This is a genomic window from Paenibacillus sp. JJ1683, from assembly GCF_053006485.1.
The window spans coordinates 4,947,024-4,973,322 of record NZ_CM129820.1 but is presented as its reverse complement, the minus strand read 5'-3'; the positions used below and the strand labels follow the sequence as shown (position 1 = coordinate 4,973,322).

Genomic DNA, 26,299 nt, shown 5'->3' with positions numbered 1-26,299 from the left:
AGAGTCCGAAGGAGCCGTTCCGGGAATGGCCTGCGCGGTTCTTCTAAGAGTGACTAAGTGACATCTAGGTACAAAGCCTATCTATAAAGAATCTCTAAACCGGGAGTGTGTCGATGTGAGAGAGGATACCAACGAGCAATATGGATTAACGCAAGCCCAGCGCCGAATATGGTTCATGGAAATTATGAATCCGGGAACGTCCATCACGATGCTTTCCGCGACCTACCAGATTACGGGCGAGATCAACACACAGCTTCTGAAGCAAGCGGCGGCAGAGATCGTCAAAACCTATGACGTTTTCCGAATCCGCATTAGCGGGGATTTGCAAAATCCAACGCAGTGGTTCGAAGAGCCGGAGAATGTCCAAGCTAGGATAAGCCGCCTCGAAATAGGCACAACCGAACAATTCTATGCTTGGGTGAAAGAAGTAAGCGAAAAACCGGCCAGCGTGTTCGACGAACACCTCTACCAATTTACGATTATCCATTTTGCGAACGGCCAAGTATGGCTCAATTTGACGGTAAATCATATTATCGCCGACGGCTTGTCCGTCAATGCTTTGCTGCATGCGGTGATGGAAAAGTACCTGGAACTGCGCAAAGGCATCTCCAGCAGTTACCAGCCCCCTTCCTATCTAGATTATATTTCCTCAGAGCGTGAATATGAGCAATCGCAGCGTTATCAAAAAGGCAAGGAATACTGGCTGACAAAGTACAACACTTTGCCTGAAACGACCGGCATTAAATCGTATCCGCCATTCTCGATCGGCAGCGAATCCAATAAACTGTCCATCACTTTGGACGGTTCCCGGTATGAACGCATTCTGGCCTTCAGCGAACAATATCAGGTCAGCTTATATACGTTATTTCTGTCCGCCATGTACGCCTTATTGTACAAACTGACCGACAGCACCGATGTTCCGGTCGGCACGGTTTTCGCCAATCGTACCAGCAAGAAGGAAAAAGAAACGATCGGCATGTTCGTCAGCACCGTGGCTACGCGGATTTGTCTGAATCCAGACGAGCACGTACTTTCCTTGATCCAAACGGTTTCCAAGGAAAATACGGCGGATCTGCGGTATCAGAAATACCCTTATAACCAACTGATCCAGGATTTACGCGAACAACACGGCCGCAACGATCTTTCGGGGCTGTTCCGCACGTCTCTGGAATATCTGCCTTTGAAAATCGTGGAGTACGAGGAAATCAAGGTACGCTTAGAGGCTCACTTCGCTAGGCACGAGATGGACGATTTGCTGCTGCGCTTCGACCATATGCTGAATGAAGGCCATGTAATTCTCCATGCTTCCTATCGTACCGGCCTGTTCGAGAAGGCCGAGATTGATCGGATTATGGAACAGTACGTAACCGTTCTGGACCAGTTTCTTCAGACTCCCGAACTGCCGGTACGCGAGATTTCTCTGCTGAGCGATGATGAGAAACACCGCATTCTCAACGTTTTTAACCCGCCGGTGGCAGGGCTGAGCGAGGGAGAAGCGTTTCATCGGTATGTTGAAAAGTTTGCCCGGGAAATTCCGGATCATCCGGCAGTCGTCTACATGGACAAACAGCTGACCTACAGCGAATTGAACGAACGCGCCGAGCGGCTGGCTTCTCTCCTTCGCGAACAGGGCGTGGGAAGGGAGACGATTACGGGGATCTGGGCGGAGCGTTCGGTGGAACTGCTGGTCGGGGTGCTCGCCGTTTGGAAAGCCGGCGGAGCCTATGTACCGCTGGACCCCGATTATCCAGCGGAGCGGATTGAGTATATGCTCAGCGATAGCGATGCATCGGTGCTGCTTACGCAGCGTCATCTGTTGGAGCGGGCCGGAGGTTGGTTGGCCGATGACCGGCTGAAGCTTCAAGCTGTCTATGCCATGGACGATGAACAGATTTATAACGGGGATGCCTTAGCCGTGGAATTTGAATCTGCCGACAGCGCCCCGCAAGACTTGGCTTATGTGATTTACACCTCGGGTACGACGGGACGCCCGAAAGGCGTCATGATTGAGCACGGTAGTCTCGTGAATACGGCGGATGCGTACCGTCGCGAGTACCGGTTGGATCAGTTTCCGGTGCGGCTGCTGCAGCTGGCCAGCTTCTCGTTTGACGTGTTTGTCGGAGACATCGCGCGGACGCTGTATAACGGAGGCACGATGGTGATTGTGCCGAAGGATGACCGGATTGATCCGAACCTCTTATACGGCTGGATTCGGGACCAAAACATTACGGTATTCGAATCGACGCCTGCGCTCATCCTGCCATTCATGCAGCATATTTATGAAGAAGGGCTGGACGTTAGCTCCATGCAGTTGCTGATTACCAGCTCGGATGCTTGCAGTGTCACCGATTACCGATTGCTGCAGGAAAGATTCGGCGGACAATTCCGCATCATCAACAGCTATGGCGTTACCGAAGCGGCCATTGACAGCAGCTTTTACGGTGAGCCGCTGGATAAGCTGCCGCCGTCGGGTCATGTGCCGATCGGCAAAGCTTGGCTGAACGCCCGGTTTTACATTGTCGATGCTGCGTTAAAGCCGGTTCCTGTAGGGGTTCCGGGCGAGCTTGTCATCGGCGGCGCCGGGGTGGCGCGCGGGTACTGGAACCGTCCGGACCTAACCGCCGAGAAGTTTGCGGACAGCCCGTTTGTGCCGGGTGAACGTCTGTACCGGACAGGCGATTTGGCCCGCTGGCTGGAAGACGGCAACGTCGACTTCCTCGGCCGGATCGACTATCAGGTGAAAATTCGCGGGTTCCGGATCGAACTCGGTGAAATTGAAACGGCCCTGCTGCGTTTCCCGGGCGTCAAGCAGGCTGTGGTGACCGACCGTACGGATGAGCAGGGGCAAAAGTATTTGTGCGGCTACGTGGCGGCGGATGCTTCCGTGCAGCTGAGCGATCTGCTGTCCCAATTGAAGCAAGAGCTGCCGGCTCATATGGTCCCGGCCCGGCTGGTGTCTCTTGATAAGCTTCCGCTCACGCCGAACGGCAAAATTGACCGCAAAGCGCTGCCTGAACCGACCGGAGAGATAGAAGCAGGCCGTGAGTATGTGGCTCCTCGCACAACGCTGGAAACAAGACTTGCTCTCATTTGGCAGCAGGTGCTGGGTATTGCGCGAGTAGGAGTCCAAGACGATTTCTTTGACTTGGGTGGTCATTCCTTGCGGGCCTCCACGCTGGTTTCCAAGATTCGGAAAGAGCTGCAAGTCGAGGTTCCGCTGCGGGAGGTTTTCCGCTACACCACGATCGAACAGCTGGCCCAAAGAATCGGCGGTTTAAGGCAGCAGGAGACGTATGAGATTACAAAGGCGGCTGAGGCCGAGTACTATCCGGTTTCATCCGAGCAAAAGCGTCTGTACGTCCTGCGCCAGCTTGACGGGGCCGAGCGCAGCTACAATATGTCGGCGGCGCTTCTTCTCGAAGGCAAGCTGGACCGCACACGCGTCGAGCACGCGTTCCGGGCGCTGATTCAGCGCCATGAGACGCTGCGTACCGGGATCGAGCAGGTTCAAGGCGAGCTTGTCCAGCGCATCTATGACGAGTTGGATTTTGCTGTAGATTATTTCCAAGCGAGCGAGCGGGAAGTGGAGCAAGTGGTGGAAGCTTACTATCACCCGTTTGATCTGACTAAGCCACCACTTCTCCGCATCGGCTTGATCGAAGTCGCCGAGGATCGCCACATTCTGCTGTTCGATATGCACCATATCGTCTCGGACGGCATTTCGACAGCGCTGCTCTTCGACGAGTTCAGCCGCCTGTATCGGGGCGAGGAGCTGGCCCCGCTGCGCATTCAATACAAAGATTATGCCGTTTGGCAGCATTCCGAAGCTTACGGGCAGATGCTCCAGCCGCAGAAGGAGTATTGGCTGGAACAGCTGTCGGGCGAGCTGCCGGTCTTGGAGCTACCGACGGACTTCCCGCGGCCTGCGGTGCAAAGCTTTGACGGCCGAACCGTGAAGTTTTATATCGAGAAAGATCGGACGGAGAAGCTGAAAGAACTAGCGGCACGGACAGGGACGACCCTGTACATGGTGCTGCTGTCGGCTTACACCATCCTTATGCATAAATATTCGGGTCAGGAGGATCTGATCGTAGGAACGCCGATTGCCGGAAGAACGCAGGAAGAAGTGCAGCCGATCGTAGGGATGTTTATCAACACGCTGGCCATTCGCAGCCGTCCGGAGCGTTCCAAGCCGTACCTTTCGTACCTGGAAGAAATCAAGGATATCACGCTCGGGGCTTTCGAACACCAAAATTATTTGTTCGAAGACTTGGTAGAAAGTCTTCACATTCCGCGCGCGACCGGCCGGAATCCGCTCTTTGACACGTTCTTCTCCCTACAAAATACGGAGAACGAGCAAATTGTCATCGAGGGGCTGGAGCAATCGTTTTATCCGCTGGAAAACCGAACATCCAAGTTCGAGCTGCTCTTGGACATTTCGGAGATGGACGGTCAGCTCGAATGTCGGTTGGAGTACGCTACGGCTTTGTATAAACAGGAGACCGCGGAGCGGTTCGCCAGACATTATGACAAGCTGCTCGAAACCATCGCAGCAGCGCCGGACGGGGATATTGCCTCGCTGGAAATGCTCACGGAGGAGGAAATCCGCGAGCTGATGCGCGGTTTCAACGATTCAGAGGCGGACTACCCGCGGCAGCAGACGATTCACGGCTTGTTCGAAGAGCAGGCGGAGCTTTACCCGGACAACGTGGCCGCCGTCATGAACGAGCGGCAGCTGACCTACCGCGAGCTGAACGAGCGATCCAACCGCCTTGCGCGGAAGCTGCGGGAGACGGGAGTAGAAGCGGACCAGCTGGTAGCGATTCTGGCCGAACGCTCGCTCGATATGGTCGTCGGCATTCTGGCGATTCTCAAAGCAGGCGGAGCATACGTGCCTGTCGATCCCGACTACCCGGAGGAGCGCATCCGCTTCATGATCGAGGATTCGGGTGCGCCGTTATTGCTGATTCAAAAGCATCTGCACGAGAAGACCGACTTCGTAGGAACGCGCCTCGAATTGGACGATTTCGTTTGGGGCGACAGAGGGGCGGACTCCGAAGGTGCGCTGGACGCTTCGAACCTGGAGCCGATTTCCGGGCCGCTCAACCTGGCTTATGTCATCTACACGTCGGGAACGACCGGCAGACCAAAAGGAACGCTGATCGAGCATAAGAACGTCGTGCGCCTCCTGTTCAATGACAAAAACCTGTTCGACTTCGGGCCGTCCGACACGTGGACGCTGTTCCACTCGTTCTGCTTCGATTTCTCCGTTTGGGAAATGTACGGAGCGCTGCTGTACGGAGGCAAGCTGGTCATCGTACCGCCGTTCACGGCGAAAAATCCGGCCGATTTCCTGGCGCTGCTGGGCCGCGAACAGGTTACCATTTTGAACCAGACGCCAACGTACTTCTACCAGCTGCTGCGCGAGGTCTTGACGGACCATCCGTACGATTTGCGGATTCGCAACGTCATCTTCGGGGGCGAAGCGCTGAGTCCGCTGCTGCTCAAGGGCTTCAAGACGAAGTACCCGGAGACGAAGCTGATCAATATGTACGGCATTACCGAGACGACTGTTCACGTGACGTATAAGGAAATAACGTGGGTCGAAATGGAGGCGGCGAAGAGCAATATCGGCAAGCCGATCCCGACGCTGAGGGTGTACGTCCTTGATGAAAACCGCCGGCCTGTGCCGATCGGCGTAGCGGGCGAAATGTACGTGGCCGGGGAAGGCCTTGCGAGAGGATACCTGAACCGCCCGGATCTGACGGCGGAGAAGTTCGTCGATTCCCCGTTTGCGGAGGGGGAGAAACTGTACCGCTCGGGCGACTTGGCGGCTTGGCTGCCGGACGGCAACATCGAATACCTGGGCCGGATCGATCACCAGGTCAAAATCCGCGGGTACCGAATCGAGCTGGACGAAATCGAGACGCAGCTGCTGAACGTCGAGGGCGTGGAAGAAGCGGTGGTGCTTGCCCGTCAGGACGGCGGGGGCGAGAAGGCGCTTGTCGCCTACTTTGTGGCGGATCGGACACTGACGGTCAGCGAAATGAGAACCTCGCTGGCCCAGGGAATGCCGGGGTACATGATCCCGTCGTACTTCGTGCAGCTGGAGCGCATGCCGCTGACGGCCAACGGCAAAGTAGACCGCAAAGCGCTGCCGGAGCCGCAAGGCAGCTTGCAGACGGGCGTCGAATATGTAGCACCGCGTAATCGGATGGAGTCCCAGCTTGTGAAGATCTGGGAGGAAGTGCTGGGCTACTCCGGCATTGGAGTCCTGGACAATTTCTTCGAGCTCGGAGGCCACTCCTTGCGGGCGACGAACCTTGTCAGCAAGATTCAGAAGGAAATGAACGTTGAACTTCCGCTGCGCGATGTGTTCCGCTATACGACGGTAGAGTCGATGGCTGGGGCTATTGCCAGCTTGGAAGAAACGCGGCACAGCTCAATTCCGAAAGCGGAAGAGAAAGCGTACTATCCGGTTTCCTCCGCGCAAAAAAGGCTGTACGTCCTGCACCAGCTGGATGGCTCGGAGCTGAATTACAACCTCCCAAGTGCCTTGCAGTTGGAAGGGGCTTTGAACGAGGCCAAAGTGGAAAAGGCGCTGACTACTTTGGTGGCCCGGCATGATATGCTGCGCACCGGTTTTGAAATCGTGAATGGGGAGCCGGTTCAGCGTATTCATCCGCTCGTAGCTTTCAAGGTCGAAAAGCTTCAAGCAAGCGAAGATCAGGTTGCGGCCATTCTTGAAGGCTTCATTCAGCCTTTTGACTTGACCCAGCCGCCTTTGCTGCGCGCCCTGCTGATCGAACTGGAGAAAGAGAAATTCCTGCTCGCGCTGGATATTCATCATATTGGTTCCGACGGCCTTTCCATGGACGTGCTGCTGCGCGAATTCGTGCGGCTTTACAATGGGGAAGAATTGCCGGAGCTGCGGATTCAATACAAGGATTACGCCGTTTGGCAGCAATCCGAGGAGCAGCGCCAGCGCATCAAACGGCAGGAGGAATACTGGCGTGGGGTATTCAGCTCCGAGCTTCCGGTTCTTGAGCTGCCTCTCGACTTCTCCCGCCCGGCCGTCCAGCAGTTTGACGGTCAAACGCTCACGTTTACGCTGGATGCGGAGAAAAGCGAAGCTCTCAAACGGCTTGCCGGCGATTCAGGGGCGACGCTGTACATGCTTCTGCTGGCTGCGTACTCCGTATTGCTTCATAAATACGCGGGACAGGAAGATATAGTGGTTGGCACTCCGATTGCCGCCCGTTCTCACGCCGACCTGCAGCCGATTATCGGCATGTTCGTCAATACGCTGGCCCTTCGCTTGGGTCCGGCGGCGGAGCGGACGTTCCTGGATTACTTGCAGGAAGTGAAGGAAACAACGCTTGGAGCCTACGAGCACCAAGACTATCCGTTCGAGGAGCTGGTGGAAGCTCTTCAGGTGAGCCGGGATTTAAGCCGGAATCCTCTGTTTGACACCATGTTTTCTTTGCAAAAGCACGAAAGCTTGGATTTAACCCTGGAAGGCTTGCAATGGTCGCTGTTCGACATCGAGGAAAAGACGGCAAAGTTTGACCTTAGCTTTGATATCGTGGAAGTCGATAACGAACTGGTTTGCAAGATCGAGTACGCTACTTCGTTGTTTAGACAGGAAACGGTGGTACGGCTGGCAGGTCATTACGAGCAGCTTTTGACGTCGATCCTGGCTCAGCCGGGTGCGCGGATTTCGGATTTGGATGTCTTGACGGACAGCGAAAAACATGATTTGCTGGTCGGGTTTGACGTGTCGTCTTCGGCTCTTGCGAAGCAACCCGCCGCAGAGGGTACAGGTTTGGAAGCGGATGAGTCGTGGAGAGAGAGAACGTTCCACGAGCTGTTCGAGGAGCAGGCGGAGCGCACTCCGGAAGCGCTGGCGGTTGTCTACGAAGACAGCAAGCTGACGTATGCGGAGCTGAACGCCAAAGCGAATCGTCTGGCGTATGCACTGCGGGCGCGCGGGCTGAAGCCGGAGCAGGTGGTCGGCATTCTGGCCGATCGTTCGGCGGAGCTGTTGATCGGGGTGCTCGCCGTCTGGAAAGCGGGCGGCGCTTATGTGCCGCTCGACCCGGACTATCCGGCGGAGCGGATCGAGTATATGCTCGCGGACAGCGGGGCGTCGGTGCTGCTTACGCAGACCCGCCTGCTGGAGCAGACGGAAGCTTGGCGCAGCGACGGAGCTCTAGTGCTGCAAACGGTGCTTGCGCTTGACGACGCCGCGACGTACAGCCTCGGAGAGGCGGAAGCGGCTGTGGGTGTACAAGCTTTGGGCGAAGCAGGCGCAGAGGCGGAGGCTTTGGCGCAAGCGGCTGCTGCCGAAACGTCCGCCACGGCAGAAGCCGAGAAGAACGTACTAGCGGCAGATCTCGCGTCGAATCCGGCGAATGTGAACAAGCCGCGCGATTTGGCTTACGTCATCTACACCTCCGGTACGACGGGCAAGCCGAAGGGCGTGATGATCGAGCATCGCAGCCTGGTGAACACGGCGGCGGGCTACCGTCGGGACTACCGCCTGGATCAGTTCCCGGTGCGGCTGCTGCAGCTCGCCAGCTTCTCGTTCGACGTGTTCGTCGGCGACATTGCGCGGACGCTGTACAACGGCGGCACCATGGTCATCGTGCCGAAGGACGACCGGATTGATCCAACCCGCCTCTACTTCTGGATTCGCGACTACGCCGTGACGGTGTTCGAATCGACGCCGGCGCTGATCGTGCCGTTCATGGAGCATGTGCATGCCGAGGATCTGGACCTCAGCTCGATGCAGCTGCTGATCACAAGCTCGGATGCGTGCAGTGTAGCGGATTACCGCACCTTGCAGGAGCGCTTCGGCTCGCAGTTCCGTATTATTAACAGCTACGGCGTAACGGAAGCGGCGATTGACTCCAGCTTCTATGACGAGCCTCTGGAAAAGCTGCCGAAGACGGGCAGCGTGCCGATCGGGAAAGCGTGGCTGAACGCCAAGTTCTACATCGTGGATGCGCATCTGAAGCCGGTGCCGGTCGGGGTGCTAGGCGAGCTGGTCATCGGCGGAGTCGGAGTGGCGCGCGGGTACTTGAACCGTCCGGAGCTGACGGAAGAGAAGTTCGTAGACAGCCCGTTCGCCGCGGGCGAGCGGCTGTACCGCACGGGAGACTTGGCGCGGTGGATGGAAGACGGGAACGTGGACTTCATCGGCCGGATCGACAACCAGGTGAAAATCCGGGGGTACCGGATTGAGACGGGTGAAGTCGAAGCGAAGCTGCTGAGTGTAGGTGGCGTGACGGAAGCGGTCGTCATCGTCAGGGAAGATCAAGAAGGTCAGAAAGCTTTGTGCGCTTATTATACAGCGGAAGAAGACTTGACGGCGGCGGACCTGAAGCGGGCGATTGCCAGCGAGCTGCCGGGGTACATGATCCCGTCGTACTTCGTGGAGCTGGAGTGCCTGCCTCTGACGCCGAACGGAAAGATCGACCGGAAGGCGCTGCCGGCACCGGAAGGGGGAGCAGGCGGAGGCCGCGAATACGTGGCGCCGCGCACCGAACTGGAGGCGAAGCTGGCCGCCATTTGGCAGGATGTGCTTGTTCGGGAGAAGGCGGTAGGCGTAACGGACAACTTCTTCGACCTCGGCGGGCACTCCCTGCGGGCGACGACGCTGGTCAGCAAAATGCATAAGGAGCTAGGCGTTGAATTCCCGCTTCGCGACGTATTCCGCTACTCAACGGTTGAGGAAATGGCCGCGGCTATGGAGCGGCTGGAGATCGGCTCGTTCACGGCTATTCCGGCTGCAGAATCTAGCGAGTATTATCCGCTCTCTTCCGCTCAGAAACGTCTCTATATCTTGAACCAGCTGGAAGGAGCCGAGCTGAGTTACAACATACCAGGAGCTATGCTGCTCGAAGGGGAGCTCGACCGACAGCGGTTTGAAGAAGCGTTCCGCGGGCTCGTAGCTCGTCATGAAACGCTGCGTACCGGCTTTGAGATGGTAAAAGGCGAAGCGGTTCAGCGGATTTACGAAGAAGCCGCCTTCCAGGTGGAATATGTGCAGATCAGCGAGGAGCAGGCAGAAGAAACGGTGCGCCAATTCGTTCGTCCGTTTGATCTAGCGAAGCCGCCCCTTCTGCGGGTAGGCCTTGCTGAAATGGCGCCGGACCGGCACATTCTAATGTTCGATACGCATCATATCGTATCTGACGGCGTTTCGATTGACGTACTGATCGAAGAGCTCGTCCGCTTGTACAGCGGGGAGCAGTTGGAGCCGCTCCGCATTCAGTACAAAGATTATGCGGTATGGCAGCAATCGGACGAGCAGAAAGCTCAGCTTGCCAAGCAGGAAGCCTACTGGCTCGACATGTTCCGCGGAGAACTGCCGGTTTTGGAATTGCCGACGGACTATCCGCGCCCGGCTATGCAGAGCTACGAGGGCCGCACGCTGCAATTGTTTATGGATAGCGAGAAAAGCGAGGGTCTGAAACGGCTTGCAGCCGAGAACGGCGCAACGCTTTACATGGTTCTGCTTGCTGGTTATACAATATTATTGCATAAGTATACAGGGCAAGAAGACGTGGTGGTCGGTACGCCGATTGCAGGAAGAAATCACAGCGACGTTCAGCCGCTGATCGGGATGTTCGTCAATACCCTGGCCATCCGCAGTTATCCGGCTGCCGGTAAAACGTTCCTTGACTACTTGAAGGAAATCAAGGAGACGACGCTGGGCGCTTTTGAACATCAGAATTATCCGTTTGAGGAACTGGTGGATAAGGTGAACGTAGCTCGCGATTTAAGCCGCAATCCGCTGTTCGATACGATGTTTGCTTTGCAGAATACAGAGAATTTGGAAATCCAGCTTCCCGGACTCCATTTGTCGACGTATGCCAGCGAAGAAATTGTTTCTAAATTCGATCTCAGCTTGGACGTCACGGAGATCGAGGAAGGCTTGGAATATCTGTTTGAATACGCCACTACTCTTTATAAAACCGAAACAGTGGAGAAATTGGCCGCTCACTACTTGCAGCTGCTTGAATCCATTCTCCGCAACCCGTCGGCGACGATTGCCGAGCTGGGCATTTTGACACCGTCGGAAAAAGAGCAAATTCTCGGCGCGTTTAACCCGGGGCAGCCGGAAGCGGCTCCTGCGGCCGCGTTCCACCGGCTGTTTGAGGAACAGGCGGAACGCACGCCGGAAGCGGCAGCTATCGTGTACGAGAATGACCAGCTGACGTATGCGGAGCTGAACGAGCGGGCGAACAGTTTGGCGGCTACGCTGCGCGCAAGCGGCATCGGCCGGGAGACAATCGTCGGCATTCTCGCCGAGCGTTCGGTGGACTTGCTGGTGGCCGTGCTGGCCGTCTGGAAAGCGGGCGGGGCGTATGTGCCGCTCGACCCGGATTACCCGGCGGAGCGCGTGCGGTTCATGCTCGAAGACAGCGGAGCGAAGGTGCTGCTGACGCAAACGCTGCTGCGAGAGCGCGCCGAAGCCTGGCTCGGCGAAGAGGAGCTGGCGCTGGCGGCGGTGCTGTACCTGGACGACGAAACTTCGTACAGCGAGGAGCGGATGAATGCCGACAGCTTCCATGAAGCCCGTCCGGAGGATCTGGCGTACGTGATCTATACGTCGGGAACGACGGGCAAGCCGAAGGGCGTGATGATCGAGCACCGCAGCCTGGTGAACACGGCGGCGGGCTACCGGCGGGAATACCGGTTGGATCAGTTCCCAGTGCGGCTGCTGCAGCTCGCAAGCTTCTCGTTCGACGTGTTCGTGGGAGATATCGCGCGGACGCTGTACAACGGAGGCACGATGGTGATTGTGCCGAAGGACGACCGGATCGATCCGTCTCGTCTGCACCACTGGATTGAGCGGGAGCGGGTCACCATCTTCGAATCGACGCCAGCGCTGATCGTGCCGTTCCTAGAGTATGTGCACGAGCAGCGGCTCGATATGAGCTGGATGGAGCTGTTGATCACGAGTTCGGACAGCTGCAGCGTGGCGGATTACCGGACCTTGCAGGAACGCTTCGGCTCGTTGTTCCGGATCATCAACGCATACGGCGTGACGGAAGCGGCGATCGACTCCAGTTTCTACGACGAGGAGCTAGCGAAGCTGCCGCAAACAGGCAATGTGCCGATCGGTAAAGCGTGGCTGAATGCGAAATTCTACATCGTGGATGCGCATCTGAATCCGGTGCCGGTCGGGGTGTTGGGCGAGCTGGTTATCGGCGGAGTCGGAGTGGCGCGCGGGTACTTGAACCGTCCGGATTTGACGGCGGAGAAATTCGTAGACAGCCCGTTCGCCACTGGGGAGCGGCTGTACCGGACAGGCGACCTGGCGCGGTGGATGGAAGACGGGAACGTGGACTTCATCGGCCGGATCGACAACCAGGTGAAAATCCGGGGGTACCGGATTGAGACGGGTGAAGTCGAAGCGAAGCTGCTGAGTGTAGGTGGCGTGAAGGAAGCGGTCGTCGTCGTCAGGGAAGATCAAGAAGGTCAGAAAGCTTTGTGCGCTTATTATACAGCGGAAGAAGGCTTGACAGCGGCGGATCTGAAGCGGGCGATTGCCAGCGAGCTGCCGGGGTACATGATCCCGTCGTACTTCGTGGAGCTGGAGCGCCTGCCTCTGACGCCGAACGGAAAGATCGACCGGAAGGCGCTGCCGGCACCGGAAGGGGGGGCAGGAGGCCGCGAATACGTGGCGCCGCGCACCGAACTGGAGGCGAAGCTGGCCGCCATTTGGCAGGATGTGCTTGTTCGGGAGAAGGCGGTAGGCGTAACGGACAACTTCTTCGACCTTGGCGGGCACTCCCTGCGGGCGACGACGCTGGTCAGCAAAATGCATAAGGAGCTAGGCGTTGAATTCCCGCTTCGCGACGTATTCCGCTACTCGACGGTTGAAGAAATGGCCGCGGCTATGGAGCGGCTGGAGATCGGCTCGTTCACGGCTATTCCGGCTGCGGAACCTAGCGAGTATTATCCGCTCTCTTCCGCTCAGAAACGTCTCTATATCTTGAACCAGCTGGAAGGAGCCGAGCTGAGCTACAACATACCAGGAGCTATGCTGCTCGAAGGGGAGCTCGACCGGCAGCGGTTTGAAGAAGCGTTTCACGGGCTCGTAGCTCGTCATGAAACGCTGCGTACCGGCTTTGAGATGGTAAAAGGCGAAGCGGTTCAGCGGATTTACGAAGAAGCCGCCTTCCAGGTGGAATATGTGCAGATCAGCGGGGAGCAGGCGGAAGAAACGGTGCGCCAATTCGTTCGTCCGTTTGATCTAGCGAAGCCGCCACTTCTGCGGGTAGGCCTTGCTGAACTGGCGCCGGACCGGCACATTCTAATGTTCGATACGCATCATATCGTATCTGACGGCGTTTCGGTTGACGTACTGATCGAAGAGTTCGTCCGCTTGTACAGCGGGGAGCAGTTGGAGCCGCTCCGCATTCAGTACAAAGATTATGCGGTATGGCAGCAATCGGACGAGCAGAAAGCTCAGCTTGCCAAGCAGGAAGCCTACTGGCTCGACATGTTCCGCGGAGAACTGCCGGTTTTGGAATTGCCGACGGACTATCCGCGCCCGGCTATGCAGAGCTACCAGGGCCGCACGCTGCAATTGTTTATGGATAGCGAGAAAAGTGAGGGTCTGAAACGGCTTGCAGCCGAGAACGGCGCAACGCTTTACATGGTTCTGCTTGCTGGTTATACAATGTTACTGCATAAGTATACAGGGCAAGAAGACGTGGTGGTCGGTACGCCGATTGCAGGAAGAAATCACAGCGACGTTCAGCCGCTGATCGGGATGTTCGTCAATACCCTGGCCATCCGCAGTTATCCGGCTGCCGGTAAGACGTTCCTTGACTACTTGAAGGAAATCAAGGAGACGACGCTGGGCGCTTTTGAACATCAGAATTATCCGTTTGAGGAACTGGTGGATAAGGTGAATGTGGCTCGCGATTTAAGCCGCAATCCGCTGTTCGATACGATGTTTGCTTTGCAGAATACAGAGAATTTGGAAATCCAGCTTCCCGGACTCCATTTGTCGACGTATGCCAGCGAAGAAATTGTTTCTAAATTCGATCTCAGCTTGGACGTCACGGAGATCGAGGAAGGCTTGGAATATCTGTTTGAATACGCCACTACTCTTTATAAAACCGAAACAGTGGAGAAATTGGCCGCTCACTACTTGCAGCTGCTTGAATCCATTCTCCGCAACCCGTCGGCGACGATTGCCGAGCTGGGCATTTTGACACCGTCGGAAAAAGAGCAAATTCTCGGCGCGTTTAACCCGGGGCAGCCGGAAGCGGCTCCTGCGGCCGCGTTCCACCGGCTGTTTGAGGAACAGGCGGAACGCACGCCGGAAGCGGCAGCTATCGTGTACGAGAATGACCAGCTGACGTATGCGGAGCTGAACGAGCGGGCGAACAGTTTGGCGGCTACGCTGCGCGCAAGCGGCATCGGCCGGGAGACAATCGTCGGCATTCTCGCCGAGCGTTCGGTGGACTTGCTGGTGGCCGTGCTGGCCGTCTGGAAAGCGGGCGGGGCGTATGTGCCGCTCGACCCGGATTACCCGGCGGAGCGCGTGCGGTTCATGCTCGAAGACAGCGGAGCGAAGGTGCTGCTGACGCAAACGCTGCTGCGAGAGCGCGCCGAAGCCTGGCTCGGCGAAGAGGAGCTGGCGCTGGCAGCGGTGCTGTACCTGGACGACGAAGCGTCGTACAGCGAGGAGCGGGCGAATGCCGACAGCTTCCATGAAGCCCGTCCGAAGGATCTGGCGTACGTGATCTATACGTCGGGAACGACGGGCAAGCCGAAGGGCGTGATGATCGAGCACCGCAGCCTGGTGAACACGGCGGCGGGCTACCGGCGGGAATACCAGTTGGATCAGTTCCCGGTGCGGCTGCTGCAGCTCGCAAGCTTCTCGTTTGACGTGTTCGTGGGAGATATCGCGCGGACGCTGTACAACGGAGGCACGATGGTGATTGTGCCGAAGGACGACCGGATCGATCCGTCTCGTCTGCACTACTGGATCAGCCAGCAGCAAGTGACGATCTTCGAATCGACGCCGGCGCTGATCGTGCCGTTCCTGGAGTACGTGCACGAGCATCAACTGGATATGAGCGGGATGGAGCTGTTGATCACGAGCTCGGACAGCTGCAGCGTGGCGGATTACCGGACCTTGAAGGAACGCTTCGGCTCGTTGTTCCGGATCATCAACGCATACGGCGTGACGGAAGCGGCGATCGACTCCAGCTTCTACGACGAGGAGCTGGCGAAGCTGCCGCAGACAGGCCATGTGCCGATCGGCAAAGCGTGGCTGAACGCCAAGTTCTACATCGTTGACGCGCACCTGAATCCGGTGCCGGTCGGGGTGCTGGGCGAGCTGGTCATCGGCGGAGTCGGAGTGGCGCGCGGGTACTTGAACCGTCCGGAGTTGACGGAAGAGAAGTTCGTAGACAGCCCGTTCGCCGCGGGCGAGCGGTTGTACCGCACGGGAGACTTGGCGCGGTGGATGGAAGACGGCAACGTGGACTTCATCGGCCGGATCGACAACCAGGCGAAAATCCGGGGGTACCGGATCGAGACGGGCGAGATCGAGTCGCAGCTGCTGCGGGTGGAAGGCGTGCGCGAAGCGGTGGTGCTGGTTCGAAGTGACGCGAACGGGCAGAAAGCGCTGTGCGCGTACTACACAACGGATGGCGAACTGACGGTGGCAGACCTGAAACGGGCGATCTCCAGCGAGCTGCCGGGTTACATGATCCCGTCGTACTTCGTGGAGCTGGAGTGCTTGCCTCTGACGCCGAACGGAAAGATCGACCGGAAGGCGCTGCCGGCACCGGAAGGGGGAGCAGGCGGAGGCCGCGAATACGTGGCGCCGCGCACCGAACTGGAGGCGAAACTGGTCGCCATCTGGCAGGACGTGCTCGGGTCGGTCACGATTGGCGTGACGGACAACTTCTTCGACCTCGGCGGGCACTCCCTGCGGGCGACGACGCTAGTCAGCAAGGTGCACAAGGAACTGAGTGTGGACCTGCCACTGCGCGATGTGTTCCGGCACTCGACCATCGAAGCGATGGCCGAGGCGATCAGCCAATTGGAGCGGCAAGAACACCTCTCCATTCCGGTTCTGGATAAGAGGGATTACTATCCGCTTTCCTCCGTGCAAAAACGGCTGTACATCCAGCAGCAGATGGAAGGCGCCGAGCTTAGCTACAACATGTCCGGCATGACGGTTCTCGTCGGGCGCTTGGAACGGAATCAATTCGAGGCGGCGCTCAATGGATTGATAGCTCGTCACGAAATTTTGCGAACCGGCTTCGAAATGGTCGACGGCGAACCGGTACAACGGATTTATCCGGACTTGAAGTTTGCCGTCGAGTATACGAAAGCGACGGAAAGTGAAACGAAGAGCATCGTAGACGGCTTTGTGCGCGTCTTTGATTTGGAGCGGCCGCCGCTGCTGCGTGTGGGCTTAGTCGAATGGGAAGCGGAACGGCATCTACTCATGCTGGACATTCATCATATCGTCACGGATGGCATGTCGATGGGCATCTTCGTCGAAGAGCTGCTGCGCCTGTATAACGGTGAGACTCTGGAGCCGCTTCGGATTCAATACAAGGAATTCGCCGCTTGGCAGCAGTCAGAACCTGTAAAAGAGCGGCTGAAACGTCAGGAAGCCTACTGGCTGGAAGTGCTGGAAGGCGAACTGCCGACGCTTGAACTGCCTACGGACTTTGTCAGACCTGCCGCTCGCAGCTTTGAGGGAGATGTGCTGCCCTTCAGCATCGACAAGCAGATGACCGACAGCTTGCAGCGCATCGCCGATAAGAACGGTGCTACCCTTTATATGGTGTTATTGGCGGCCTATTCAATCCTGCTCAGCAAGTACTCGGGACAAGAAGACTTCATTGTAGGCATGCCGGTTTCGGGCCGCACACATGCCGACCTGGAGCCGCTCATCGGAATGTTTGTCAACACTTTGGCGATTCGTCATTATCCGTCCGGGGAGAAGACGTTCCTCGCTTACTTGAACGAAGTCAAAGAAACGATGCTGGGGGCCTACGACCACCAGGATTATCCGTTCGAGGAGCTTGTGAAAAAGCTGCAGGCGCCGCGAGATCAAAGCCGCAATCCTGTATTCGATGTCATGTTTGCTCTGGAAACCAAGGAAGATAACGTTCAAAGCTTCGGGGATATCAAGATCGAATCTTATCCGGAAACTCATACGGTTTCCCAATTTGATCTTACCTTGGTCATTTCGTTGCTGGATGAGGGAATGAACGGGCAGTTTGAATATGCCACCAAGTTGTTTACGCGCAATCTGATCGACAATTTCGCTCAGGACCTGCTCGTAATCATCACCCAAATTTGCGAACAGCCTTCGGTGCTGTTGAAGGATATTTCCCTGAACGGGCAATCCGAACAGGAGCAAGATGTGCTAGAGGCCATTGATATTATTTTCTAATCCTTACCCGGCTTGGGTGTATGCCGTATTTCTTTCGGTACGCACCCTGCCGGGTGTTTTTTTCCAAATGAAAGGGGAAAAACACAACAGAAATCTTAGTTTACCTTTGGTACACTAAGAATCAAACCATTTAAACAGAGATAATTCCACCATAAAATCCGAATACCCGAAAAACGAAAAGAAATAATTGCCGATCGTTGCAGATGAGTTTTTACTTTTTGTCTAGGCATGGCTGTTCGATAGCAGACCGCAAAACACTCCGGATTATCGACTCTACCACCGTTGCTCCTTGCTAGAACGATTACAGACGAAGAGGATATAATACGTGCACCTGCAATTGGTAAACTGGTTTATAACATTAAATCTGCTGAATTAGAGTACAAAGATGTCCAACCCGAAGTATGTTTATTTCCAGGCTAACAGAAGATAAAAAGGAAACGTGAAGCTCTTGGAGAAGACTTTTGGTTTTATGCCGAAACGTTTTTTTCAGTATTAGAATCAGGAGGCTGGAATAGTAATCTACCTTCCATAAGTTCACTATTTAAAGAATTAAGTAAAATCAAGCAAGCTATCATTCGAACAAAAAAAGAGAATTAATAAACTAGCTAGAGATATAATGGCTTCATTGAAAGAAGTGAATAATGAATTAGTAAGAGATTTGATAGAAGAATTTAATAAAATAAAAATGGATAATAACCTAACTTTAGTTCAAATATATGGACAATGGACTAAATGGACTAAAGATGGACAGATTATTAGAGATAATGCTTTGAAAAAGAAAATTGATCATTTAAGCACGTTATATGCGACATTCAGTATATTGAAGAAATGGTTATGAAATTTGTATTATCGTAATAGTACAAGTTTTCAACTTTTCTTCTTATGGTAAATTGTGGTGGTTTCAGACTTTTTATTTTTCGTGTTTATCACGTGCTCTGGCAAACGCAGTAAAATCAACAAAATTGGTTCACGACTTTTTTATCACCTGACAAGTAATTGAATTTTAGTATTAAAAATGTGTGCTGATAATTAATTAATGTTAGGCAATAAGACATTCCTGACAATCAAATATTCAACAAAGCCCGATGAGATAAGTATCATCGGGCTTTTGTATTAATTTACAGGGAGCAAATGCTTTAGTTAAATATAAGTAGAGAACATGTACTTGGCAGAGATGAAAGATGACGAAACAGCACTTGTCGCATAGTCTTCTCTTTCACATATAGACAGGCTGTCCATTTCCTTAATTCATGTCGTGATATCAGTCAAAAGCTTTTACACTTATCCTGTTGGATGATTACGATTAGATGAATTTACCTAATTAACCAAATTAATTGGTAAATTTATAATATTACCTTCAATTCTCTAAATATATTACAACATAATTTTCCATGAAAGCTAAGATGGTTTCTTAACCCAAACATTCTTATAAGATGCTTCTATATTGGCATTGCTTGTGTTCTATTGAATATGGATAGTTAATGGAATTTATAGGAGACAAATAAAAAATAAACCTAAATTAATAAACTTATTGAAATCGAATTTTCAATAGTTATTGTGTTTTAAAAAAGGTTACTATCGGCTGATTGCTGCTCGGTCAGTTCTTTTCTGCTGCTCATCTTGCAGGAGACATTCTACGAAACGAGAGCTTTCTACTGCTTCGGTTCTCCATTGAACAAATATTTATTAGTTTAATAAAGCAAAAATTATGCCCACTAGTTATTTAATTAATTTATCTGGGGAACCGCCCCCAGACGTTAATCTAACTCGCAAGCGCTGAAAAAATATAAAGCAAAACTTTTAGTTCTCCCTAATTTTGAAAGTGGTTGCTCTAGCTCTTACTTTTACCAGTTGATTATCTATGGATTTTCGTGCTTAGCGACACGAGTGCCGTATTGCTAGGGGTATTGAATAGTCTTCAATTGTTAAGCACTAAGAATACCGAAAAATTTATTTTTGGGGAGCATATGAAGCCAGAAACTAGAATCGGGATAATTGTGTCCTACTTGAATTCTAATTATAGTTCTTAATAACCAAATTCTTTGTTGATGCAAATAGGCTACTGTTTAAAATGATAGTATATTAAGGAGGGGACTTTCAGTAGTATTATTATGAGGAGCTGCATCTCTTATATGCTTTCCCTTTAGCCATCCACAGGAGTATATTAGGCTCACTTCATGGGACTAAGCTAGACCAAAATAGTAGAATAGCAGAATGCCATTTTGACTTTTGGGTTTGTCTAAGTAGAGAGTATATAAAAATCATTTTTAATCTTTTATTTTGAAAAGGAATATATTGGGATTGATATATCAAAAAGGGGCTAGGAGAATGAGTAAACATTTGTATGTAAAAAGTTATAGAAAGCTGATAGATGTTGGATTTGAACTTTCTCCAACAATTAATATTATTTCTGGGACTAATGGTACTTGTAAAAGCTCAATATTATACTTATTATCAAATTCTTATCAAGAAATAAAAGGAGAACATAATCTCAAAGATTGCATAAATATAATTAATAATATTAATAATTTGATGAATCCTAAAATTGAATCATTGAGTAGAGGGGATAAAGAGTATAATGATCCAACTAACAATACAAAGGGAACAATACTAGAAGTCGAATATTTTGACGGTACTAAATTAGAGTTTAGAAAGCATAATTCACCTAAGAATTCAAGATATGCTATCAAGCCACCATATGCTAATAGAAAGAAAGAATCATTGCCTAAGTTACCTGTAATTTATCTGGGGTTGTCTCGCTTAATTTCATATGGTGAATATCATGAGCTTAATTTTGAAAGTATTATTGAGAAACTAAGCAAAAAGTTAGATGAAACTTCATTAAAAAGTGTACAATCAATCTTAAAAAGAGAATTGAAAAATAACTATATCAGCGAAATAAATAAAAAACTGCCGGATAAGTATATTTCAATTATTAACAAAGTATACGCGGGATTTACAAATATTGAAGTTAGCCATCAAACATATAATAGTATTGGAAATCTCAAAAAAAGAGCGGAATTTAATACAAGTTTCACGGGTATTGATTCTAATACTATTTCAGCAGGTGAGGATAATTTATATATTATTATCACTGCATTAGTATCACTTCAATATTATTATGACGAACTGCAAAAATGTAGTAGAATGAATAGCTCTAAAATAGAGAGTCTACTATTAATAGACGAACTCGATGCTACCTTACACCCTTCTTATCAAATAAAATTATTTCAACTATTTCAAAAGTACACTAGTGAATTTGGGATACAGATAGTTTGTACAACTCATAGTTTGAATTTAATTGATTATGGATTAAAGCAAAAGGCTCAGGTTATTTATTTGTTAAATGAACAAAATAAAGTAAACATAATTAATGACATAGATATGTTTACTATTAATATGTACTTAAGACAAATTACAATGGAGCAAATGGATAACAATAAAATCCCCGTCTTTACAGAGGATCAGGAAGCAAGAGATTTGCTTAATATATTATTTATGATGTACTCAGATATAGACGGGAATTTTAATAATATCAAGGGTAATTTCCATTTAGTAGATGGCAATATGGGTTGTGATAATCTTAAAAGTATCTTTCATGATTCACTGCTTACTGAGAGTGTATTGAAGGCCATTTGTATACTTGACGGAGATGCACAAAAGGAATTGAATAGGAATATTATTACTTTACCAGGCCAAAAAAATCCTGAAGAACTTATTTTTTTATATTTAAAGCGACTTATTAAAGAACCCAAATATCAAGAATTTTGGAGTATAAACCGAGAACATGTAAAAAAGGGCTATACATTTGATTATGCAAAAGATATTCTCGAAAAAATAAATGAGTTAGAAGATAATATCTCTAAAATTAGAGAACAAGAAGGTACTATCAAGGGAATCAGAAGACAAAAAAATAAAAAAATATATCGTGAATATAAGTATTTTTTCGAAATAATTTTCATGGAATGGTTTAATGATCGAGATAACAGAAAAGAAATAGTAGACTTTTATAATGATTTGCATAGTGTTTTTAGGAAAACTTTTGTAGCCTATAATATTCCTTCTTCAGCATGGAAAAGAAAAAAGTACTTATTTGAGAGTGAACAATATGCCAGTAACTGATACCCCATTAAGATACCCAGGTGGAAAAACGCAATTATTCAAATTTATTAGTAATTTGTTAATGAGAAATAATTTAAGTAATTCAATTTATGTTGAACCCTTTTCCGGAGGGGCTGGAATTTCAATATCTTTATTATTAAGGGGACTTGTGGACAAGATTGTAATTAATGATATCGATCCATCCATACATGCATTTTGGTATTCTATTTTAAATTATTGTGAGCAATTTATTTCACTAATAGAAAATACAGATGTGACAATGGAATCTTGGAATAGACAAAAAGAGATAAACGAAATATATAGGAATAACCCCTATTCAATAGAAAATGGTTTTTCAACATTCTTTTTGAATCGTACTAACAGAAGCGGAATTATTTCTGGAGGTGTTATAGGTGGAAGGAATCAAGAAGGAAAATATAAACTAGATTGTCGCTATAATAAGCAAAATCTTATAAAAAAAATAAGAAATATTGCTTCCATGTATGACAATATAACGTTATATAATATTGATGCTAAAATATTAATCGATCAACATATAAAATATCTTGATCCTAATAGAACGTTTGTTTTTTTTGATCCTCCTTACTATAAGCAAGGAAAGAACTTGTACACGAATTCATTTGGTCATCAAGACCATGTAGCCTTATATAAAGCTATTAGACAGATAAATAACTATCATTGGATAACTACTTATGACTATCATCAAGCAATTATTGATATTTACAAAGATGTTCCTCAATATAAGTATTCATTACAGTATTCTGCTCAAAATAAGCGCAAAGAGAGAGAATTACTTTTCTCAAATGTTATAACAAATGTTGAATCTTTTAGCAAAATAATTATAGAAAAAGCTTAGATTCATTTCTAACACTAATTAAAATTAAGTTGATTAAGAATTATGCGTTACAGTTTAGTGACATAAAACCGGTTATCCTAATTAGGACAATCGGTTTTTTTATTTACTTACCATTATTAAGCTAATGACAGTTCAGTTTAAAGACTAAAAAGCATATTAAAGGCGATGCTTACTAACGAATTTTTAATAACTCCTCGTTAAGCTTTTATCACAGTCCGCAAATCATAATAGTTTGAGAATATTTACATCTTGATGCTTTCCTATGCTAATAATAAACACTGGCCTAATATTACTACATAATCTGTTTTCATTTATTGAGTTGTTTTTCTTTTATATGCCCAGCAGTTTTTTTGAAATTTATACTATCCGTTAATGTTCATTAATCGTTAATGCCTGTATACGCTTAGTACCTCTCCATTAGCTTATTTCGTCAGTTTCCTGTTATGACTATGACATGGCCGTAATAATTGCTGTAATTGCGACTGATTTTATCCCAATTTAGCAGACCGATAGAGTTAATGTGCTTCGTGCGGAAGTATCTCAAATTTCAGTGGCTTTAGTTATGCCTAACTGTATGAAGGAAGCTAAGAGGCTAAACATGACCCTGACTAGGTTATACTGCAGAGTTGAACCAGACGACCATGCTTAGAAGGGCTATAGCATAAGTAACAAAATGGTTATGAAAAATGAGATATTAATTATCCTTTCATTATTGTAACAGTTACCAATGGCGTATCATGTCCACAGTATACATTGAAATTTAATGTTTGTGGACATTAGTGTTCTTAGCCTTCTAGCAATCTTACTTGTCTCACGAACAATTCAGTTACGCGTAACGAGGTGGCAGTTCTTCTAGGGAAACGCATTTTTTTATAAGAGTTCAAATTTTAATTGCCGCCTTAGAATAATATTTTTCAGCAGTTATGACATGGTTTATTGTATTCGTATATTGCACCCTTACTGCTCATTCTAATATCATATATTTCGAGTGCTCAACCAACAACTGCTTCTTATTAATTCATAACATCAATATTAATCATGGATGCTTCCAACGTGAGGAATTCAAAATGAAGTGGACATAATAAAAGAAAGAAACATAGTCTAAATAAAAAAGTTTTTTGTTAAATTCACTTAAATGCTTATGTAAGGAGTATTAAAAACGAAGTTATAGTATGGAATGCATCCTTCTACCAAGTCATGGCTAAAGAAATTGGAGATTTTATTAGATAGGAATCTATAAGGTTAAAGAATTAATCTTCATATAATGGAGTAAACGAGTAATAAACCGTTCAGAATAGAACCTATCAAAATAATGAGACTCTTTTAAAGCAGTCTCTTTATTTTTACTATTAGTTATACATTGTTAGTTTTCATAATCCAAAGATGCAAGAGTGTTGAAGGACAAGAAAATAGTCACTTTAAAGTTAAGACTCTCTACTAAGTTGTAGAATCGGATATACGCTCGACGGGCTCTATAAAACTTAAGGAAATCTAAACATAATAGAGTTTAATGTTTAATTTGTCGAGTTTTTATGTAAACGCTATCATTATATAATTTTACTTAGAAAGGAGGTGAAAGTAAGAAAATACGGAATATGGTACACATAAGCGATGTACTGCAACAGAGAATCGACTGAAAAGCAGGTGTAGAATGCAAATATAAAAATTTCAGGAGGTAAAGTATGATTAAATTTAGTAAGAAAATGTTAACAGTAGTTCTTGCAGCTTCCATGAGTTTTGGGGTGTTTGCAACAACCTCAAGTGCAGCGACAGACTATTGGCAAAATTGGACCGATGGCGGTGGGACGGTCAATGCTGTTAATGGATCAGGCGGTAATTACAGCGTAACATGGAAGGATACCGGGAATTTTGTTGTCGGTAAAGGCTGGACTACTGGATCGCCCAACAGAACGATTAACTACAATGCCGGTGTCTGGGCGCCGTCTGGTAATGGATATTTGGCTCTCTACGGGTGGACGAGAAACTCACTCATCGAATACTACGTCGTGGATAGCTGGGGAACTTATCGACCTACCGGAACGTATAAAGGTACGGTGACCAGTGATGGAGGCACATATGACATCTACACAACAATGCGATACGACGCACCTTCCATTGAAGGCCAAAAAACGACGTTTATTCAGTACTGGAGTGTTCGACAGACGAAGAGACCGACCGGGGGCAACTCCACGATCACTTTCAGCAACCACGTGAACGCATGGGCGAGCAAAGGAATGCATCTGGGGAACAACTGGTCTTACCAAGTGTTAGCAACAGAAGGATATCAGAGTAGTGGAAGCTCTAACGTAACGGTGTGGTAACCACTCAACTGCAAACGGTTCAACGAACGGGAGCGATTGGCATTTCGTCACGGGGAAAGCAGGATGAGGGCTCATAACCGTATTACAACATAAACAAGGTAATAACGCGGGAGACAAATACTTATCTGGAAACTGGAACTGGGCTATCATAGAGAGCAACAATAATAAAACAAAATCGATCGGTACACGAAAACCCAACGAATTAGGAATTTGCGATATGTCTGGCAATGTAAAGGAATGGTGTTGGGATTGTTACGGAGACTAAAGGGATACGGTAGTTAATGAAACAGCGACAGTTGAGGACGATTTCTCGTCTACGGCTGTCGCTGTTTTCATGTCTGAGAAGCACACAATACCTAAGGTTGTCGAAAAGATGAGGAGGGGGTATAGTTTATATGTATGTATTTTGCTCGGAAAGAGGTTTATATGGCAACAATTCATGATGTGGCGTTAAAAGCGGGCGTGTCGGTCACTACAGTATCCCGTGTAATGAATAATCGGGGCTATATCAGCGAAGTTACACGCAAAAAAGTGTTCGATGCAATGGAAGAGCTTAATTATCAACCAAATGAAATAGCACGATCCCTGCTACGCAAGCAGTCCAATATCATCGGTCTTATTATTCCCAATGTCTCGCATCCTTTCTTTAGTGAGCTTGCTAATCAGGTGGAGTATTACGCCTATCAGCAGGGGTGCAAGGTTCTACTCTGCAATTCGCATATGGACCCTGTGAAGGAAAAAGTGTATATCGATATGTTAAAACGAAACCGGGTAGACGGCATCATTATGGGTAGCCATACCTTGGAAGTAGAAGAGTACCGACATTTGAATTCACCAATTGTGACATTTGACAGACAGATTGATCCACAAATCCCGTACATATCTTCGGACAATTATCGCGGAGGTGAGCTGGCTACGGAACTGCTCATTCGCAAAGGGTGCCGGAAAATTGCGCATATATGTGGAAATCTGGAGCTGAACATGCTGTCCAATGAGCGGACCACAGCTTTCCGGGATGTCGTGAACAAGAATAGTGTCGAGCATGTAATCGTTCAAACAGACCTGAATGTGTTCGACCAAAAGGAGTACGAGCGATTGATCTCCAAACTCGTTCATGAACATCCAGATGTGGATGGGGTGTTTGCAACAAGCGATATTATTGCAGCTTTTGCGCTGAAAGAATATATCCGCGCCGGACGGCATGTACCGGAGAATGTGCGTATTGTAGGCTTCGATGACGTGAGCGCTGCTTCCTGGCTGACGCCTGAACTTACATCGGTAAGACAGCCAATTGCAGAGATCGGCAGGTTGGCGGTCGAGCTGATTCGTAGACAGGCAGAGGGAGAGCAGGTACAGCCTGTTAATCGGCTGCCTGTTGAACTGATTGAGCGTGCAACGACCTGAATGAAATCTGTTCCTCTAACAAGGGGAACAGATTTTTTTTAGAGAATGTTAAAGGTTTAACATGTCAAACGATTGACATAGAATGATTCTTTGACATATAATCCGTTTGTAAGCGTTTTATTTAAGCGTTCAGAGCCATTA

Annotated in this window: 6 protein-coding genes and 1 pseudogene; all 7 read left to right on the top strand. The window is 49.5% G+C overall.

Going from position 1 to position 26,299, the window contains the following annotated elements; all coding sequences use genetic code 11:
- Positions 1 to 115 precede the first annotated feature (115 nt).
- The 7 genes and pseudogenes from ACUC6J_RS21425 to ACUC6J_RS21395 all read left to right on the top strand — a co-directional run bounded on the left by ACUC6J_RS21425 (position 116) and on the right by ACUC6J_RS21395 (position 26,158).
- A complete protein-coding gene (locus ACUC6J_RS21425; protein ID WP_447249401.1) occupies positions 116 to 17,455 on the top strand; it encodes a non-ribosomal peptide synthase/polyketide synthase in 17,340 nt (5,779 codons plus the stop codon).
- 616 nt (positions 17,456 to 18,071) lie between these two features.
- Positions 18,072 to 18,293, top strand: a complete 222-nt coding sequence (locus ACUC6J_RS21420) for a hypothetical protein (RefSeq protein ID WP_447249400.1) — start codon at positions 18,072 to 18,074, stop codon at positions 18,291 to 18,293.
- Between the two features lie 1,490 nt (positions 18,294 to 19,783).
- Positions 19,784 to 21,577, top strand: a complete 1,794-nt coding sequence (locus tag ACUC6J_RS21415) for an AAA family ATPase (protein ID WP_447249399.1) — start codon at positions 19,784 to 19,786, stop codon at positions 21,575 to 21,577.
- Positions 21,564 to 22,433, top strand: a complete 870-nt coding sequence (locus ACUC6J_RS21410) for a DNA adenine methylase (protein ID WP_447249398.1) — start codon at positions 21,564 to 21,566, stop codon at positions 22,431 to 22,433. Before ACUC6J_RS21415 ends, ACUC6J_RS21410 begins: the two co-directional genes overlap by 14 nt.
- Before the next feature lie 1,682 nt (positions 22,434 to 24,115).
- Positions 24,116 to 24,754, top strand: a complete 639-nt coding sequence (locus tag ACUC6J_RS21405; protein WP_016820426.1) for a glycoside hydrolase family 11 protein — start codon at positions 24,116 to 24,118, stop codon at positions 24,752 to 24,754.
- Positions 24,755 to 24,857: 103 nt separating this feature from the next.
- A pseudogene (locus ACUC6J_RS21400) lies at positions 24,858 to 25,016 on the top strand (SUMF1/EgtB/PvdO family nonheme iron enzyme); the annotation flags it as partial.
- A gap of 137 nt (positions 25,017 to 25,153) precedes the next feature.
- Positions 25,154 to 26,158 carry a LacI family DNA-binding transcriptional regulator gene (locus tag ACUC6J_RS21395; RefSeq protein WP_447249397.1) on the top strand — a complete coding sequence of 335 codons (1,005 nt, stop codon included), beginning with the start codon at positions 25,154 to 25,156 and terminating at the stop codon, positions 26,156 to 26,158.
- Positions 26,159 to 26,299: the final 141 nt, after the last annotated feature.

Excerpts from the sequence above, each read along its gene's own strand:
- ACUC6J_RS21420 (WP_447249400.1), top strand. The coding sequence starts at position 18,072 with ATGGCTTCATTGAAAGAAGTGAATAATGAATTAGTAAGAGATTTGATA.
- ACUC6J_RS21415 (WP_447249399.1), top strand. The coding sequence starts at position 19,784 with ATGAGTAAACATTTGTATGTAAAAAGTTATAGAAAGCTGATAGATGTT.
- ACUC6J_RS21410 (WP_447249398.1), top strand. The coding sequence starts at position 21,564 with ATGCCAGTAACTGATACCCCATTAAGATACCCAGGTGGAAAAACGCAA.
- ACUC6J_RS21405 (WP_016820426.1), top strand. The coding sequence starts at position 24,116 with ATGATTAAATTTAGTAAGAAAATGTTAACAGTAGTTCTTGCAGCTTCC.
- ACUC6J_RS21395 (WP_447249397.1), top strand. The coding sequence starts at position 25,154 with ATGTATTTTGCTCGGAAAGAGGTTTATATGGCAACAATTCATGATGTG.